This is a genomic window from Bacillus sp. SW14 (genome assembly GCF_047608225.1).
GTDB lineage: Bacteria > Bacillota > Bacilli > Bacillales > Bacillaceae > Bacillus > Bacillus subtilis_G.
In genome coordinates this window covers 637197-655281 of sequence record NZ_JBLKRW010000001.1, presented here as the reverse complement: position 1 = coordinate 655281, position 18085 = coordinate 637197, and the positions used below count along the sequence as shown (strand labels likewise).

Below are 18085 nucleotides of genomic sequence, written 5' to 3'. Positions count from 1 at the left end.
TATCTTCCTTAGACTTAGTTGTTTTTTGGGGAATCTTTCTGTTTTAGATATTGAAAGCACCGCTGATTATTGTAACAGATCCTGCGTTTTTTTTCACTTCTCAACAAGTATCTAAAAAGCTGCCGAAGTATCGACAGCTATTCATGCTACAAAATAACGGAAATTATTTAGCTTTAAATACAGTAGCAACAACCTTTTCCGATGAACGTCCTGACTCTAAATAGCAGAATTTCTCATAAAAAGGATCAAAAGAAACTGGAAGCTTATAGTTTGGTGATGAGATTTCCTTTATAGCCTCAATCGTTTCTTCAGTTGTTTTTACTAATGGACCAGGAGCTTCTTTTTCAAAGTCAAAATAGAAACCACGCAACTTATCTCGGTAAGTTTCAATATCAGGTACAAAGAAAAGCATTGGACGTTTTAAATTTGCGTAATCAAAGAATACTGAAGAATAATCAGTAATTAACATATCGGAAAGCATATATAATTCTCGAATATCTTCATAAGCAGAAAAATCAAATGCAAATCCTTCAAACGGCCCTAAATCAAAATTCTCAGCTACCAAATAGTGCATTCTCAAAATCACGATATATTCATTACCTAGCTCCTGTCTAAGCTGATGTAAATCTAAATCGAGATCGAACTTATAACGCCCTTTTGCATAGAATTGATCATCTCTCCATGTAGGAGCATATAGAATGACCTTTTTATCAATAGGAATATTTAATCTTCGCTTAATCAATAATATTGTTTCTTCATTGTTATCATTATGAAGAAAATCATTTCTAGGATAACCGGACTCGATCATTGTTTTGTTAAATTGAAACGCGCGTGCAAAGATTTCAGATGAATATCCATTTGGCGAAATCAAGTAATCCCAATTAGAAGCTTCCTTGATAAAATTCCTTTTGTATTTTTTTGTGTTTGTACCAGGCATATGAACTTCTTCCATATCCATTGCAAGTCTTTTTAACGGCGTGCCATGCCATGTTTGTAAATATGTTGTGTGTTTAGGTTTTGGAATCCATAATGGAAGCCTGCTGTTAACAACCCAGTACTCAGCTCTTGCCATAGCGAATAGCCATTTTATTGAGAGCCGACTAATATAAGGAATCCCCTTTTCATCAAATGGTGTTGAATATTGTTTATTTACACTCCAGTACATTTTATACTCAGGGTGATTTTCCCTCATATACTCATAAATCGCTCTTGGATTACAGCTGTATTGTTTCCCGTTAAAACTTTCAAAAATGACTGTTTTACTTTTAACTGGCATTCTGCTAGCCATCATGAATAATGATTTGTATGTTTTCGTGATAACCTTGTTTCTCATTTTTGAGATTTTTTTTAATTTTGATAAAAATTGCTTTTTCTTTCCTTTAACAAAATATTTAATTCTTGTATGAAGACTATAGTCATTTACTCTAATACCTAGGGTCTGTTTTTTCTTTCTCTTAAAGACTTCATAACGAACCGGTGCCTTATTAGACTTTATAACACTTACTAAGCCTTTTAATTTGTTTTTTCGATCTCCTAGAACAAGAGCGGTGCTGTTAAACTGAATATCTGTTCTGTCTTTGTCTGTACATATATATTCCATGAAAAGACGATAAACATAACGTTTTTCATTTGAGAAAGGAATTTCTTCCAGAGGTACTTTCACTTCAAACTCATACAATTCCGGGACAAATCCGTCTGTCCTCATGTTTTCAAGCCCAAGTGTTTTTCTATTAAGCTGGACTGGAAACTTTTCTTCAATAGGTGTTTCTCCGGCCTTTTTTAAAATAAGATTCAAGTCTTTTATCCGGTATTGATTTTCGGAACTGAGGTAACCTGCATAGCCTGTTATGCTTATTTCTTCAGAATTAATCCCAATTTGATTAAACCTTATGATTTTGGCCTCTCTTTTCACCTTAATAGAAAAATTGCCTTTATCAGTTTTGTATGGTAAAATTAAAAGTTCTGCAGTTTGATCAACATGAAAGGCGCGCTCCATTGAATCCACTTCAGAAGAAAGACGCATCAATAGTGGTTCATGCCCCTCAGCTTCATATTTTTTTCGGAATTCAATATAAAAATCATATGTTTGTCCCATTTCAATAGTCATAGGAAAAACATGAATGTTCACATCAGCTTTATACTCAAATGATCCAGTGTTTTGAAGCGAAAATTCAGACTCTGTTCCTGAACGTCTCTCTTTCAGCTTTAAAAATAGCTGATGATCCTCTAAAAATTGTTGTTCTGAATCAATTGAGATCAACATTTCAAGATTTCCCAAATTGTTTTTCAAGCTCTTCAAAATACAATTAATCACAGTGTTTTCAATCATTGCTTTATTCTGCTCCTCTGTATAAAAGCTCTTTCCTTTTTTGCTTCCTTTTATTAGTGTCAACTACTAAAGACATTCCCCAGCAAAATATTAACTCTCTTTTATTTCCGTGATCCTCCAAGAGAAATTCCCTTTAACTGTTGTATAAGGCTCTACTCTATAGCCATTATCAGTCACTATATTGTATTCTGACAACTTTGTTTCTTCACTCGAAAGTCTGCGCATTGTTTTAATATGGCCATTTGCATTGAAAAGAATATAAAAATCAATGACTTGAGTTTTATTAGCTGCTATCTTTTCAATATTTGCATCTTTTTTCAGATCAATTACAAAGAACTGATCATTTTGTAAGTTTGTTGAAAAAATTTCAGCCTTATTCTTTCTGTCCAAGCCCACTAAGCTTACTTCAATACAATCCTCATGATCAAAATTCTCAATGTCAATTTCTATTTTGCTTTTATCAGAATCCTCGTTATAAGAACTAATAGATGGATCCTTTTTCCCAATCTTTTTAGAGAGCTTCTCTCTCTCTACCCGCACCTCAATCATCTGATTAAGAGCAAAAGCCCAATTTTCAATATAGTTGGGTTTTGAATATTTTTCAGCCATTTTAAAGGCTTGTTCTGAAAATTTCCGGTGAGTACTTTCATCTTTCATTAAAGAGATAATGGCTTGTCCCAATTTCTCTATATTATATTGTTCAATGACATATCCGTTTACTCCATCAGTCACTAAACTCCTTGCTCCGTAATCATAATCATACGTTACAACTGGACACCCGTTGCTCAGCGCCTCCATATTTGAAAGACCGAAGCCTTCAAAGTGAGAAGTTGAAATGGTTAGCCAAGCTTTTTGAAACTCTGAGTCAGGATTATCTGTATAACCTTTCAGAAAGACATTTTTTTGCAGTTTGGTATCTTCAATCTCTTTTTTTATTTTTTCAAAATCTTCGCCTGATCCGAATATATCAAGTTTTGCTTCAGGAATTTCTTTTACGACAAGACTAAAAGCCTTTACTGCATGTATCAAATTCTTCATAGATGCAAGTCTTGAAATAATTACAGCTTTGTATTTTTCACTCGGCACATTCAATACATCGGGATTAAGCGGTTTATCAATTGTATGCGGAGTAAAGAAAAACGTCTCTTGTTCCCCTGAAATTAATTTAAAATCTTCTAGCTGTTCCTCAGTTATAAAAAAGACAGCATCCAAATTATACATCTGACTAAAAACTTCTTTATAACGTCCCTTAATTTGATATTTGTTGTTACCGTAATGTTTATTATGAATGATTGCTCCATAATACGAAGAAGGGGATTTTTTCACTTTAAAAACATGTTTGTCTTGCGGCCTGCTGTCTACTAAGAACAACTTAGGTTTATCATTTTCGTTTTGCAAATATTCTATCCAATATTGGCGGAGTTCCGCTTCATCTTTTACTTTTATCTCACCCTTTGGGGAGTACCAAATAATATGAGATAATTGAATATCTTTTTCTTCATTGTTCCATACATAGAGTTTGTCTAAATATACTTGATTTTTTTCATTAATATATTCCTGCAGATACATCTTATTTAACTGCACATCATAATGAGTAACAAGAACTAAATTTCCGTTCTTCGTATATTCCTCTCTCTTTGTATGTTGATTTTTATCGTTCCAATAGTCGACATAACGGACAGTCTCCTCATCTCCATAGTAAACTACAGAAATTTCATTGTTCTTCTTACCAAACAATCTTGTCACAGTTTTTACAAACTTCCCCATTCCAGCTTGCTTTTTTACCTGATCAAGGCCTATCCATTCGTCGTAGGATCTTTTGCCATTTGTTCTTTCACTTAAAAAATCCTCAAATAGATTAATAACACTCGTGAATTTTTTATCAATCTTACCATTGCTGTATAAATCGTCAATCTTTGAGGACAACTCTAGATCAAAACGAAACGTTAAGAAAAATGTATTCTGGTTACACTCTTCCCCAAATAATTTAGAACGCAATAGTAATGATTTCGTCAGACCGCCATAATTACTTGGCAGACCACCAGAGATAAAATAATAATTCATATCAGGAATTTGTTTTATATTAGATTCACTCACAGCATGTAAAGACAATATCTTACTTCCTTTCGGCATTTAGAATATATGATCATTGAATCTAAATCCACCGGATACATTAGCCCACAAAAACCAATGTAAGCATCAAAAAGTACTTCTTATTTCAATAAGAAGTACTTTTATTAGATAATAAACATTGATATCAGGATCCTAAATTACAAACCAGCAATTTCCTCTTTGATCTTTGTTGTAGAGATGCCTTCAGTTCTCGGAAGGTAAACAACCTCACACTGATCTTTGAGAAAGTCGAATTTACCTTCCCAGTCATCCCCCATAACAAAAACATCAATATTATGATCAATAATATCTTGTTTTTTTTGTTCCCAATTTTTCTCAGGGATTACTTCATCCACATATCGAATAGTTTCTAAAATTAATTTACGGTGTTCATAACTGTGATAAGCCTTTTTTTGCTTTTGTAAATTGAATTCATCCGTTGAAATAGCAACAACTAAATAATCGCCAAGCTGTTTTGCACGCTCAAGCAATTTAATGTGACCCCAATGCAATAAATCAAAAGTTCCGTATGTGATGACTTTTTTCATTTAAGAAACGCTCCTTCCTAATGTTAAACACTATTAAAAACACTACTGTCGTTAGCGATTAAATTCTCAAAACCCTGCAATTGTATTCCTTATATCGACATATTTCTCGTATGTCTTCACTGATCATCAATTATAGCATACCGCCTAAAAAAGGTTAAGTACTCACGCGGAGAAAAACATTCCAAAATATGTAATGACATTCAAACTCCATTAGCATCAAGGATTGTTATTCATTCGTTCATTCAATTGTAAAATTGGAAACATATTTAAATTTAATGTAAAGAGAATGTTAAGCCTTTGTTGATGATTTATGTTAAAATATAAGCTAGGCTGATTTTAAGTTTAAATCTTTTAATCTATATAAATAGAATCTTCTCAGGAAGGAGGAGCCAGACATGCAAACAGAGACAATTCATCATATTCCTTATGTTAACAGCAACTTAACATCATTCATCAATTACCTAGAGAAAGATTATATTGATCAGAAGATGGGTGCTGTTATTTCCACCGTAAACCCTGAAATTGCTTATGCAGCAATTAAAGATCCAGACTACTTTGGTGTACTCTCTTCCTCAGACTTCATTTTGCCTGATGGTATCGGTGTAGTCATGATGTCACGTTTGACTAACAACAGGCTTCAGTCTCGAATCGCAGGTTACGATGTTTTTAAAGAACTTCTCGGTTTAGCTGACAAAAAGAAAAAACGTATATTTCTGTACGGAGCAAAGAAAGATGTTTTAAAAGGTGTTGTATCCAAAATCTCATCTGAATACCCAAACATTCAAATCGCAGGTTATTCAGACGGTTATGTTCATGATCGCACTATAGTCGCAAAACAAATTGCAAAAGCAAATCCAGATATGGTATTCGTAGCTTTAGGGTATCCTCATCAAGAGAAATTCATTCATAACTATAGACACTTGTTCCCTAAAGCTGTATCTATAGGTTTGGGAGGAAGCTTCGATGTATTTAGCGGCAATGTCAAACGGGCTCCTTCCTGGATGATACGTTTAAATTTAGAATGGTTTTATCGTTTAATTTTGAATCCATGGCGATGGAAGAGAATGCTTAGCATACCACAGTATGCTTTAGCAGTTTTAAAAGAAGAAAAAAGCAAAAAAACTTTTTATCCAAAGCATGATAAAGATCAAACAAAGCATATATAAATCGGAAATTTTTATATAAATGGATTGATGAAAATGAAAATAAGATCACTTTTGGCGAATTGCTATATGTACTTTTTATCGGTAATCGCCTTTTTTCTCCAATGGGTGAAACCTGAAAACAATGTGACCCTCCTTATCTCATTTGAAGCAAACGCAAAAGCGATTTTGGAGGAATATGAACAAGGTCAATACTCATATAACCTTAACATCCTATATACTCAGCAGGCATCCTCTATCGCCGAGAGATTCCCTAATGTAAAATCATATTTATTACTGGAGAAAAAACCCACTCACCTCATTAAAGCTATATACCTGATGTTTAACAGCAAAATAGTCATAACAGATAATTATTTTCTATTGACAAGTGTGTTAAATAATCGAGAGCAAACCAAATGTATACAAGTATGGCATGCAAATGGATCACTTAAAAAATTTGGTTTAGAAGACATTACAAACATGCAACGGACTAAAACTGATATTAAAAGATTCAAAAAAGTATACAGCTCGTTTGATTATTTAACTGTTGGCTCAGAAGAAATGGCAAATATCTTCAAAAAATCATTCGGAATTGAGAATCATCAACTATTAAAAATAGGTGTGCCTTTAACAGACCCTTATTACAGGGAATATAAAAAGGACATTTCAGAAACTCTAAAAGCACAAAACAAAAAAATAATTTTGTATGCACCAACGTTTAGAGATTATGATATGTACTCAATTCAATTGCCTTTTACAGAAAAACAATTAATTCATGAGTTAAAAGAAGAATATGTTTTATTTGTTAAACTCCATCCTGCAATTCAAAACAATATCACTAATAAATTTACTAGTGATTATATTAAAAATGTTTCTAATTATGCCTTATATGATTTACTCATGGCTGCAGACATATTAGTCACTGACTATTCTTCTGTTCCATTTGAATTTTCTATTTTAAATAAACCCATTCTTTTCTATACTTATGATTTACCACTTTATCAAGAGAAACGTGGATTGATCGATAATTACCTTTCTATAATACCTGGGAGAGCCTGTTATGACAGTAAATCATTAATAAATGAAATAAAAAACTCATTTAATAATTGTAAGATAAAAACTTTTTCTAATAACTGGAATAAGTACTCCAAAGGGTATTCAAGTAAAAATTTGTTAAAATTTATAGAAAATTTAACAAGCTAAGTAGTAAATACACTTGTTCAAAAAGGAACAAGTGTTCTTTTTTTACCTTGACAACCGAACATACGTTTGCTTTAATGTATTTAGTTGCTGATTGCAACAAATAAAATAGAGGTGGTAGATTTATGAGAAAAAAAGAACTGTTTGATTTCACCAGCATCACTCCAAAATTATTTACTGAACTTCGTGTAGCAGACAAAACTGTACTTCAATCATTCAACTTCGATGAGAAAAACCATCAAATTTATACAACCCAAGTGGCAACTGGAATGGGAAAAGACAACACCCAAAGCTATCGCATAACTCGTCTATCTTTTGAAGGTTTACAGTTAGACAGCATGCTGCTAAAACATGGAGGTCACGGAACAAATATTGGCATCGAAAACCGTAATGGTACTATTTATATTTGGTCACTATACGATAGACCAAATGAAACAGGCAAAAGTGATTTAGTTTGTTTCCCTTACAAAGCAGGTGCGACTTTAGATGAAAATTCTAAAGAACTTCAGCGATTCACAAATCTCCCTTTAAATTATAGGGTCACACCTGCTCTTGATTTGAAGAATAGACAGTTGGCACTTAGACAGTACAATACAGATAATAATAAACAGTGGGTAACAATCTTTGATCTGGACGATGCAATAGCGAATAAAAACAATCCTCTTTATACTATTGATATCCCTGACCAACTGCATTATTTACAGGGCTTCTTTTTAGATGACGGTTATTTGTATTGGTATACAGGTGATACAAATAGCAAAGGCTATCCAAATCTCATTACTGTATTCGATTCGGCTAATAAAATAGTGTTACAAAAAGAAATTACTGTTGGCAAAGACTTGTCCACTAGATATGAGAATAATTTCCGTGAACCGGAAGGCATCTGTATGTACACTAATCCTGAAACAGGAGCAAAATCATTAATGGTGGGTATTACAAGCGGGAAAGAAGGAAGTCGTATAAGCAGAATTTATGCATATCATTCCTACGAAAACTTTATGAATCATGTACCAATTCTTCGATCCCCTTTATTAAAAACAGTGGGTCACCAAGATACACCTCCAGAAAGATTTCAACCATATATTCAAACCTTCATTTTAGAGTATAATGCGTCAAACAAAAAATGGATGGTTCCGACTTCAGGTTATTTACCATCTTACACATCAAATTTAGTTCGGAATATTACAATCAACACAGAAGGAAACTTGCAAATTACATTAAATGAACGTTATATTAGTTTACTGCATCAATCGATTGAAGGAGATTTCCGATTAAAACAAAAGGATATCCGTATGGGATCTTGGTATTTTGCTGGCGGAGAAAAATCAAATGTACTTGAAATAGGTTTTATTAAAGGAAGTACAAAAATCAGACCTGATGATGCAGCCATCTCAAATGCTTCAAGGATGAGTATTTTTATGATTGTTGCAGACAAGATTGAGATGTGATATACAAATAGGCTGACGCTATTAAATAGCTTCAGCCTATTAATATGATTATAGCAACTTTCTATTTTACTGGTATTCCGGAACATCAAAGTAAAGCGTATAACCGTCCAGCAATGAATACAGGCTGTACATGCGGTTTACTTGTTTGTACGCCCAGCCGATGTCGGTTGCGTATTGGTGTGCCGCTGTGGCTGACCATCTCATTTTGTATAGTGTGTCCTGGTTGTAGGCTGTGTTGTGAATATATGAAGAGCCTATGAATTGGGCCCCGCCGATAATGGCCGCTTCTGGTGTGAACCAGCCTTGTTCGTACGCGTATTTAGCGCCGTAGTAATTCGGATTTCTGTCGTATGCGCCTATTCCGTACATGTTATATACAGTTTTTCCGTTATAGGTTAAGCCGTTGGCTAAATCAGATGTTCCGTTTCCTGTTTCAAGGAGAGCGTGTGAGATTAAATAGAGCTCGTTGATGCCGTATTGTTTGGCGGCATCGATAAATGCCTTTGCTTCCCCTGTCAGAATGCCTTTGCCCGCAAGCACTTTCTGATTGACTTCAGTGATGCTGAGCCCGGCTGTCTGTGACAGCTTGAGAAATTGGAAATAGTATTTGCTGTCTCTGGAAAATTTATTCGGATCCACGTATTGAACCACTTCATCACTGCTTGCGTTTCGCCAGCCCAAATTGATTTTGGCCCAGCCGTTTGTCTGGCCGATGATTTTCACCTTATCGCCTTTTTTAAATTGGCCGATTACGTTCGTCGGGATGACTGCCGGCGTTGACCGGATATTCAGTACGTCAGCTGTGACTGTTGAAGTTGCTGTATGAATATAAGTGAGCGATACGTAAGCCGCCCCGTCTGTTTGCGGGCTTACTGTCATTTGTTTTTGGACCATATCACGAAGCGAGAGATTATAATTTGTTTTCATGATTTGCGGCCCGTTTTTGATTTTTACGATAGATGATGTCCATCCGTATAATTGTTTCAGCTTCGCTGCTGCCGCAGCAGCTGCATCGTTACCTGTGAACTGTTCGTTTAAGCTGATTTTATAAAGGCGATTGGTCTTGGTTGTGTAACTCGGGCTTAAGTTTTGGGCTTTCAGATAGGTTACCCCATTGTTCAATGCTGTTTTGCTGCTGATCTGGGCTGTTACGATTTTGTATTGTGTATATGCCGTCTTGCCTGTTTTTGCTGTTGTGCCGGCGGCATTATTTTGTTTGAAAAACGCTAAAACACGATCAATATCTTCTTGGCTGATGATGGCTTCAGTTAGCATTTGATAGCTGCTCGCTGCGGTCTGACCGGTTTTCTGTCTTGTTGCTGATATGTGATTCGATTGAAAGAATGTAAGTGCTTGATTGGCTTTGGCTGTACCAAGCAGAGATTCAGTTGTGATTGTAAACGTGTTAGCGATTTGTTTTTTGATTGTTTTCGCAGATACACTCAGCTGATGTTTTTTTAATATGTTCAAGCCCTTTGTCACTTTTACTTGATCTGATGTTTCTTCTGAGATGAGCTGATATTGGTTTTCTGCTGTTGTTCCAGTTGCTTTTTTCGCTGCCTTTACTTTTTTCTGAACAAAAAAGGCTGCGGCTTTGTTTGCCTGCTTCTCGCCTAAAATTTTTGCTGTCGTTATTTGATAGGCTGTAGATGTTGTCGTTTTTCTGATGCTGGATGATGTGCAGCGCCACTTTTTCTTTTTAAAGAAGGTGTCCACTTTTTGCAGTTGCTGTTTCGTTAAACCCTTCATATTCACAATATATGATGTGCTTTTGCCAACCTTTTGATAACTGCCGGATACGCCGGTGTTTTTCTTGATTTGGCTGATGGCGTCCTTGACTGTATTCAGCCCTTTGAAATAAGCTGATTGGACATTGTATGTCTCAGCAGTTGTTTTTTGATTGATTGGCTTGTAGCTTCCTGTAATACCGGTGGTTTGTTTCAATTGAGTTAATAGATTCTTGGCATTCGCTTCGCCTGATACGGCGGCTGTAGTGAATGTATAATAGGCTTGTCCTTTCACCGTTTCTTTTAATGAAGCCTTAAGCCCCGATTCCTTTTGGAAGGCATTTTTGATCTGCTCTGCTTTGCTGTCTCCAACGATTGCGCCTGACTGAATGGTTGTGACAGACACCGTATGTGAGACGGGCTGATACGAGCTTTTAATTCCCGTTTGCTTAGCCAGACTCTGGATAAGCGCCTTCACTTTTGTCTCATCAGGGATTTCTGATGTTATGACGTTCACATAGGGCTGGGCTGTTCCGGATGCTTTTACAGTGCCAGACACTCCCGTCTCTTGTTTAAGCTTGGCCAGCAATGTGTTTGCCTGCTTTTCACCCGAAATGGCGCCTGAGGTGATGGTGACATACGGCTGCTTGCTTCCGACAGGACTTGACTTGCCTGAAATCGCTGTCTGTTTGGCGAGTCCGCTCAGTATTGCTTTCGCTTCTGCTTCGCTATGAATGCCAGCAGCGGAAATTTGGTAAGTCGTTGTAGTGCCTGCAGCTTGATAAGAAGCATCCCAGCCAGTGTCTTTTTCCAGCTTGGCGGCTGCCTGTGCGGCTTGGCTTTCTGTACTGAACGTTTTAGCCGGTTCTATCTCATATATCGAGTAGTCCTTATAGGCTGCAGCCTGTGCGGCAGAACCGGATATGGAAAAAAAGGCAAGGGACGCGGCGGACAGAAGCATCGGTGCGATTAATCTCTTTTTCATTCCTTCTCCTCTTTCATATTCAATGAGTATATAAAACTAGTTTATTTATCGGCACGCGTACACTTCATTTACAGGTGAATCCCTTCCATTTTTTAATAAAAAAAACTTAATCTCGAAGTGAGATTAAGTTTACATATGAGACACGATCAGTGTACAAGTTCCTTTAATCGTAAAATCGGGCATTTGAGCGGGCAAGATCAAGTGATTGCCTTTTTTGAGCGGACATGTTTTGTCTTCATACATCAGTGAACCGCTTCCTTCAATCACGCTGCAAAGCAAGAAGGCTTCATCCTGAGACAGCTCAGCCTCGCCATTTATGTCCCATTTATATACCGAAAAATATTCCCCTTGGACAAACGTTTTAATGGTAATTCCTTTTCTTGATTCGGTCGATTCATCTATATACCCGTCCACATGAGGAACTGTGGCCGCATTGACCGCTTTGGCAAAATGAAGCTCTCTCTGACTCCCGTTGTGATCAAGCCGATCATAGTCGTACACCCGGTATGTGGCATCTGAATTTTGCTGTGTTTCTAACACCAGTGCCCCTTTACACAATGCGTGCAGCGTTCCGCTCGGCACATAATAGAAATCACCAGGTTTAATTTTGATTCTTCGCAGCAGGCCTTCCCAGTCACCGCTGTTGATCATTGTGACAAGTTCTGTTTTTGAGCGGGCCGTATGCCCATAAATAATCTCCGCGTTTTCTTTACAGTCAATGATGTACCAGCATTCCGTCTTGCCGAGTTCTCCCTCTTCGTTTTCTCCGGCATAATAATCATCAGGGTGAACTTTTATCGACATATCTTCCTTCACGTCCAGGAGTTTTGTCAGAAGCGGAAATCGGTCCCCCTCCACGCCGCCGAATACTTCACGGTGCTCTTCCCAAAGCTCGATCAATGTCTTTCCTCTATACGGGCCATTCGCTACAGTGCTCGGTCCTTTTGGATGACCGGAAATGGCCCAGCATTCCCCCGTCATTTCGGAAGGAATACCGTATCCAAATCTATCTCGTAAAGCGGTGCCGCCCCAGATTTTTTCTTTAAAAACAGGCGTTAGAAAAATCGGTGATTGCGTCATGATCCGTACCCCTCCCCTGTAAATAGCTGATCATTATTTTCCCGGTGCGCCCCCCTTACAAACGCCCGTATAAGCTGTCTTATTCCTAAGACAACATATGTATAAAGCATCATCTTTTGACAACCCCTTTAAGAAAACGCTTCCTTTATATTATATCACGTCGAAAAGAAGCTTTGTTTCAGCCTTTTCCTTGAGAAGAATAATTCTCCTTTTTTGATACAAATTAATAAAAACCGTCAATCTGTTTACAAAGGAGAAAAACTATGCACATCGACTCTGATCTCCAGAACAACTTAGATGCATTGAAAAAAAAATGGGGACAAAACGACGATATGATGTTCTATTCATTTGCTTTTGGAGACAGCAGACGGAAGGCGTGTTTACTGTATATTGACGGTCTGACAGAGAATAAAATGCTGGCGCAATACGTCATTTCTCCTTTACAAAGAGAGGCGTTAGCCCATAAGGAAGGCTCGATTGAAGACTTATCCGCCTTTTTTTTCGGTTTTCACCATAGCGTTGTCTCTGAAATGAAAGAAATAGAACAGCTCGTTTTTACAGGGCATGCCGTTTTGTTCGCTGATGGCTATCGCGAAGGATTAGCTTTTGACACGAAAACATTAAAAACACGCAGTCTTGAAGAGCCCTCCTCCGAAATCGTGGAACGCGGTGCGAAAATAGGATTTATTGAAAAGCTGCGGACAAACACAGCGCTTTTGCGTGAACGGACAAGTGATCCTAACCTCGTCATAAAGGAAATGATTCTCGGAAAAAGGACGAAAAAGAAAATCGCTGTCGCTTATATTCAAGATATTGCTCCTGATTATGTCGTCAAGGAAGTGTTTAAAAGGCTGAACTCAGTCAAAATCGATGATCTGCCGGAATCGGGCACACTTGAACAGCTGATTGAAGATGAACCGTTTTCGATCTTTCCCACGATATTAAGCACTGAACGGCCTGATCGGGCAGAAGCTTCTCTATTAGAAGGACGGGTAGCCATATTGGTAGATGGCACCCCGTTCGCTTTGATTGTGCCGGCTACGGTTGATGAATTCATTCATTCGCCTGATGATTACAGCCAGCGCTGGATTCCGATGTCACTTATACGCCTTCTTCGGTATTCCAGCATTTTGATCACCATTTATTTGCCCGGTCTGTATATTTCGCTCGTTTCTTTCCACACTGGGCTGTTGCCGACCCGAATGGCGATCTCCATTGCAGGCAGCAGGCTTAATGTGCCATTCCCGCCTTTTGTAGAAGCTTTTTTTATGATCTTTACGATCGAGCTGATCAGAGAAGCCGGATTGAGACTGCCAAAGCCAATCGGTCAGACCATTGGCCTTATCGGCGGAGTTGTCATCGGACAGGCAGCTGTTCAGGCGCAAATCGTCAGCGCCCTTATGGTCATTGTCGTTTCTGTCACAGCACTGGCATCTTTTACCGTTCCTTCATACGCCTATAACTTTCCTCTGCGGCTGATACGCATTACTGCAATGATAAGTGCAGCAGTACTTGGCATGTATGGCGTCGTTATGGTTTTCCTGTTTGTGATCGGCCACTTGATGCGCCTGAAAAGCTTCGGGCAAGATTACATCATTCCGATCATGGCACAGCCCGGACAGGATTTGAAGGACACCGTCATCCGTATTCCCACGAAGTTTTTTAAAAGAAGACCGACACGAAATGATCCCGAAGATAACATCAGACAAAGGTGATGGCTATGAAAAAATCAGAGCATAAGCTGACTTTTATGCAGACGCTTATTATGATAAGCAGCACACTGATCGGTGCCGGGGTCCTAACCCTTCCCCGCTCAGCTGCTGAAACCGGCAGTCCAAGCGGATGGATTATGATCCTGCTGCAGGGCGTTATTTTTATTATGATCGCTCTGCTTTTTTTACCTTTCCTTCAAAAAAACAGCGGAAAAACTCTTTTTAAGCTCAACAGCATCACGGCTGGAAAATTCATCGGCCCACTATTGAATTTGTTTATCTGTCTATATTTCATTGGGATTGTTTGCTATCAAGCACGGATTTTGGGAGAGGTCGTCGGATTCTTTCTGTTGAAAAATACGCCAATGTCAGTTGTCGTTTTTATATTTCTCGCAGTTGCCATCTATCATGTGGGCGGAGGCGTTTATCCCATTGCAAAGGTATACGCTTATATTTTTCCTATGACTCTTATTATTTTTATGATGCTCCTGTTGTTCAGCTTTCGCTTATTTCAGCTTGATTTTATCCGGCCTGTTTTTGAAGGAGGCTATCAAAGTTTTTTCTCTTTATTCCCAAAGACGCTTTTATATTTCTCAGGATTTGAAATCATATTTTATCTCGTCCCGTTTATGAGAGATCCGAAGCAAGTGAAAAAGGCTGTTGCTTTGGGCATCGCGACTTCCACAGTGTTCTACAGCATTACGTTGTTCATTGTGATTGGCTGTATGACTGTGGCAGAGGCAAAAACAGTGACTTGGCCGACCATTTCCCTCATTCACGCATTAGAGGTTCCGGGTATTTTTATTGAACGATTCGATCTGTTTTTACAGCTAACCTGGACAGCCCAGCAATTTGCCTGTATGCTCGGTTCCTTCAAAGGCGCCCATATTGGATTAACAGAAATTTTTCATTTGAAAAATAAAAACAATCCATGGCTCTTGGCTGCAATGCTGGCTGGGACGTTTTTCGTAACGATGTATCCCAAGGACCTGAATGAGGTATTTTATTATGGAACACTTCTCGGATATGTATTTTTATTTGTGATTGCAATCCCATTCTTCACCTGGTTTTTAAGCTGGGTACAGAAAAAACTGGGGAGGGGGCAGCTTGGATGAAGATCATAACAAAACTCGCAGTCATGTTTCTGATGCTGCAGGTTCTCTCGGGATGCTGGGATGTCAAAAATATTGAGAAATTATCCTTCGCAAGAGGACTGGCAATCGATGAGACAGATGATCATCAGTATAAATTAACGTACCAAAACCTTCTTCCCCAAAGTGAAGACAGCCAAGCATCCGGAAAACCCGAATTTGTTCATGTGACATCCCAAGGGAAAACCATTCTGGAAGCAGTCAGTGATGTATCTGTCAAGGACCCTCCTATTTATAGCGATCATTTAAAATTGATTCTTTTGGGAGAAAAACTGATGAGGAACCAAAACATAGATCAAGTCTTTAACCATTTTATTCGGGATGACGAGCTACGGCGAAGCAGCTATTTGATGGCAGCCAGAGGGAAAGCGGCTGATATCTTTACAAAAGGAAGCCCCAGCCAGCAGCAGCCGATGCCCACTGAAAAACTGATTGATTTGACAACTCATAGAGGATATAACGGTAAGATTATGAGGCCGCTTCGCATCGGCAGGGCTTCTGTCTATAGCCAAAATGGCTACAGTTTTCTCATTCAAGCCGTGAAAAACCAAAAGGGAAAAGCAACGTATGACGGGGCGGGCATTATCAAAAGCGGCAGCAATAAACTCGTTGGATTTCTTTCACCAAATGAAACACAAACGCTGACGTGGGTCGTGGGAACGATTCAAGGCGGCGTTATGCCGACGAAAGTTAAAGGACATCCGATTACGTTTGAGATTAAAAAGTCAAAAACGAAAATTAAACCGTCCATTGAAAACGGCAAGCCAGTCTTTCGAATTTCTGTCAAAACAAAGGGCATCCTGACAGAAGACCAAAACCCGAATGAAAACTCCTTTAGTAAGAGCTATTTGAGCAGGCTGGAGAACATTTTTGAGAAAAAGCTTGAACGCGATATAAAGAAGGTCATGGATAAACTGCAGCATGAGTATAAAACCGATCCGGTCTTTTTATCCGAACACATTCGGGTTCAATACCCAGAATACTGGCATAAAGTAAAAGGACATTGGGATGACCTATTTTCAGAGGCTGATTTCACATACGATATTTCTTTCAAAATCATTAACTTCGGCACAGTAGGAAAGTGAGCAATCAAAAGGGTGCGCATGATCGCGCACCCTTTTTTATGTTGTTTCGGCCGTCTGCTGTTTCCCAGCCGATCCCCCCTGTCCGTTTTTGTCCCGTAAATCCTGCTCAATTTCTTCAAGGCTTTTCCCCTTCGTCTCTGTCACTTTAAACCAGACAAACTTGAACGCCATGATGCCGATCGCGGCATAGATCAGGAATAAATAACTGATGCCGATTGCCTCCATTAATATTGGATAGGTTAGTGAAACAATCAGTGTCCCAACGTGCAGCATCAAGGTCGATACCCCAGTGCCGATTCCTCTGACATGGAGCGGAAACAATTCAGGAAGCATCACCCAGACAACCGGTCCCCAGCTGACCGCAAAAACAACGATAAACACGCCTAAGCAAATGACTGTCGTCCATGAGGCAGCCGCGGTGTTATCGAAAAAGAGATTCACCAGAGCGAGAACGATCAAGCTGATCACCATCCCGGCATTCCCGAATAACAATAGCGGCTTTCTCCCGATCTTGTCGATAATTTTTATCGCTACTAATGTCATGAGCACATTAACTGTGCCGATTCCGACCGTTCCTAAAATCGAAGCGGAGTTTCCAAATCCGACGTTTGTAAAGGTCTTTGGCGCATAATAGATGATCGTATTCGTTCCGATAAATTGCTGTAAAAACGCCAGTCCCAAGCCGGCAATCAGGGCGGGGCGAACCCATGGATCGAACAGCTCCTTCAGACCGCCTTCATCCTGCTTTTCCGCCTCTTGAATATCATGTATTTCCTGATCAATATCTTTTGTGCCACGCAATTTTTCAAGAATCTTTTTCGCTTTGCCTTCTTCGCCATTCGTAAACAGCCAGCGCGGGCTCTCCGGCATGAACAAAATGCCAATCAGCAGGAGCAGAGACGGCACAGTAGCCAATCCAAGCATCCAGCGCCACGCTTCGGCATCGGCAAATATGTAATTGACAATGTAAGAAAGCAGAATGCCGACCGTGATCATCAGCTGATTCAGCGATGACAGCGCCCCGCGCTTATGCTTTGGCGCCAGTTCAGATAAATAGAGCGGCACGATCGTCGTCGAAGTCCCCACTGCAAGTCCTAATATAATGCGAAACAGCACCATGACTCCCGTATTCGGGGCGAGTGCCACACCCAGACCGCCTATACAAAACAGCAGCGCGGCCGCCATAATCGCTTTTTTTCTTCCGAAACGGTCAGTCAGCTTACCGGCCGTTCCTGAACCTAATATCGCCCCAACCAATAAAGAGCTGACAACAAGCCCTTCTGTAAAGGCATTTAATCCTAAATCCTTTTTCATAAATAAAATAGCGCCGGAAATCACTCCGGTGTCATAACCGTATAACGCGCCTCCAAGAGCGCCAAAAAAATAAAGCCATATATTCGACTGCTTTTTCATAACAATGACTCCCTTTCTCCATTCAGCTTCAATGACATTGTTGCGAAGTTTATTAGAAATCTTTTAGCCTCTTTTTCCGGCCATTAAACCTTTTCGTTTTGCAGCCCCTAAGTTTCCAATCATTTACTTGCATTTTTTTCAACGTCATCGAAA

11 protein-coding genes and 1 pseudogene are annotated in these 18085 nt (G+C 38.9%); 6 read left to right on the top strand and 6 right to left on the bottom strand.

Annotated features, from left to right (window positions below):
• Positions 1 to 163: 163 nt before the first annotated feature.
• The 3 genes and pseudogenes from ACMX2I_RS03355 to tagD all read right to left on the bottom strand — a co-directional run bounded on the left by ACMX2I_RS03355 (position 164) and on the right by tagD (position 4989).
• Positions 164 to 2405, bottom strand: a pseudogene (locus ACMX2I_RS03355) (CDP-glycerol glycerophosphotransferase family protein).
• A 14-nt stretch (positions 2406 to 2419) separates the two neighbouring features.
• Positions 2420 to 4441 carry an alpha-glucosyltransferase N-terminal domain-containing protein gene (locus ACMX2I_RS03350; RefSeq protein ID WP_414956167.1) on the bottom strand — a complete coding sequence of 674 codons (2022 nt, stop codon included), beginning with the start codon at positions 4439 to 4441 and terminating at the stop codon, positions 2420 to 2422.
• A gap of 158 nt (positions 4442 to 4599) precedes the next feature.
• Positions 4600 to 4989 (bottom strand): glycerol-3-phosphate cytidylyltransferase, encoded by a 390-nt coding sequence (tagD, locus tag ACMX2I_RS03345; protein WP_003227921.1) that lies wholly within the window; start codon positions 4987 to 4989, stop codon positions 4600 to 4602.
• Positions 4990 to 5384: 395 nt separating this feature from the next.
• Between tagD and ACMX2I_RS03340 the strand changes: the two genes are divergently transcribed.
• From ACMX2I_RS03340 to ACMX2I_RS03330, 3 genes are all read left to right on the top strand, one after another.
• A complete protein-coding gene (locus ACMX2I_RS03340; protein ID WP_414956166.1) occupies positions 5385 to 6155 on the top strand; it encodes a WecB/TagA/CpsF family glycosyltransferase in 771 nt (256 codons plus the stop codon).
• Between the two features lie 33 nt (positions 6156 to 6188).
• Positions 6189 to 7334: a CDP-glycerol glycerophosphotransferase family protein gene (locus ACMX2I_RS03335; protein ID WP_414956165.1), complete on the top strand. Its 1146-nt coding sequence runs from the start codon at positions 6189 to 6191 to the stop codon at positions 7332 to 7334.
• Positions 7335 to 7456: 122 nt separating this feature from the next.
• The gene (locus ACMX2I_RS03330) at positions 7457 to 8779 is read left to right on the top strand and encodes a teichoic acid biosynthesis protein (RefSeq protein WP_414956164.1); all 1323 of its coding nucleotides are present in this window, start codon (positions 7457 to 7459) and stop codon (positions 8777 to 8779) included.
• A gap of 66 nt (positions 8780 to 8845) precedes the next feature.
• Here the strand turns inward: ACMX2I_RS03330 and ACMX2I_RS03325 are convergent, their stop codons facing one another.
• Positions 8846 to 11491, bottom strand: coding sequence for an N-acetylglucosaminidase (locus ACMX2I_RS03325; RefSeq protein ID WP_414956163.1), 2646 nt, complete (start codon positions 11489 to 11491; stop codon positions 8846 to 8848).
• A gap of 129 nt (positions 11492 to 11620) precedes the next feature.
• A complete protein-coding gene (gene manA, locus ACMX2I_RS03320; protein WP_414956162.1) occupies positions 11621 to 12571 on the bottom strand; it encodes a mannose-6-phosphate isomerase, class I in 951 nt (316 codons plus the stop codon).
• A 263-nt stretch (positions 12572 to 12834) separates the two neighbouring features.
• Here manA and ACMX2I_RS03315 point away from each other — a divergent pair, with 263 nt between their 5' ends.
• From ACMX2I_RS03315 to ACMX2I_RS03305, 3 genes are read left to right on the top strand one after another with little or no spacing between them, the layout of a single operon-like run.
• Entirely contained in the window at positions 12835 to 14286 is a 1452-nt protein-coding gene (locus ACMX2I_RS03315; protein WP_414956161.1) for a spore germination protein, read from the top strand.
• Positions 14287 to 14291: 5 nt separating this feature from the next.
• Entirely contained in the window at positions 14292 to 15398 is a 1107-nt protein-coding gene (locus tag ACMX2I_RS03310; protein ID WP_414956160.1) for a spore germination protein, read from the top strand.
• Positions 15395 to 16519, top strand: a complete 1125-nt coding sequence (locus ACMX2I_RS03305) for a Ger(x)C family spore germination protein (RefSeq protein WP_414956159.1) — start codon at positions 15395 to 15397, stop codon at positions 16517 to 16519. Before ACMX2I_RS03310 ends, ACMX2I_RS03305 begins: the two co-directional genes overlap by 4 nt.
• A 36-nt stretch (positions 16520 to 16555) precedes the next feature.
• Here the strand turns inward: ACMX2I_RS03305 and ACMX2I_RS03300 are convergent, their stop codons facing one another.
• Complete coding sequence (locus ACMX2I_RS03300; RefSeq protein WP_414958287.1) at positions 16556 to 17938, bottom strand: sugar porter family MFS transporter; 1383 nt, start codon at positions 17936 to 17938, stop codon at positions 16556 to 16558.
• Between the last annotated feature and the right edge of the window lie 147 nt (positions 17939 to 18085).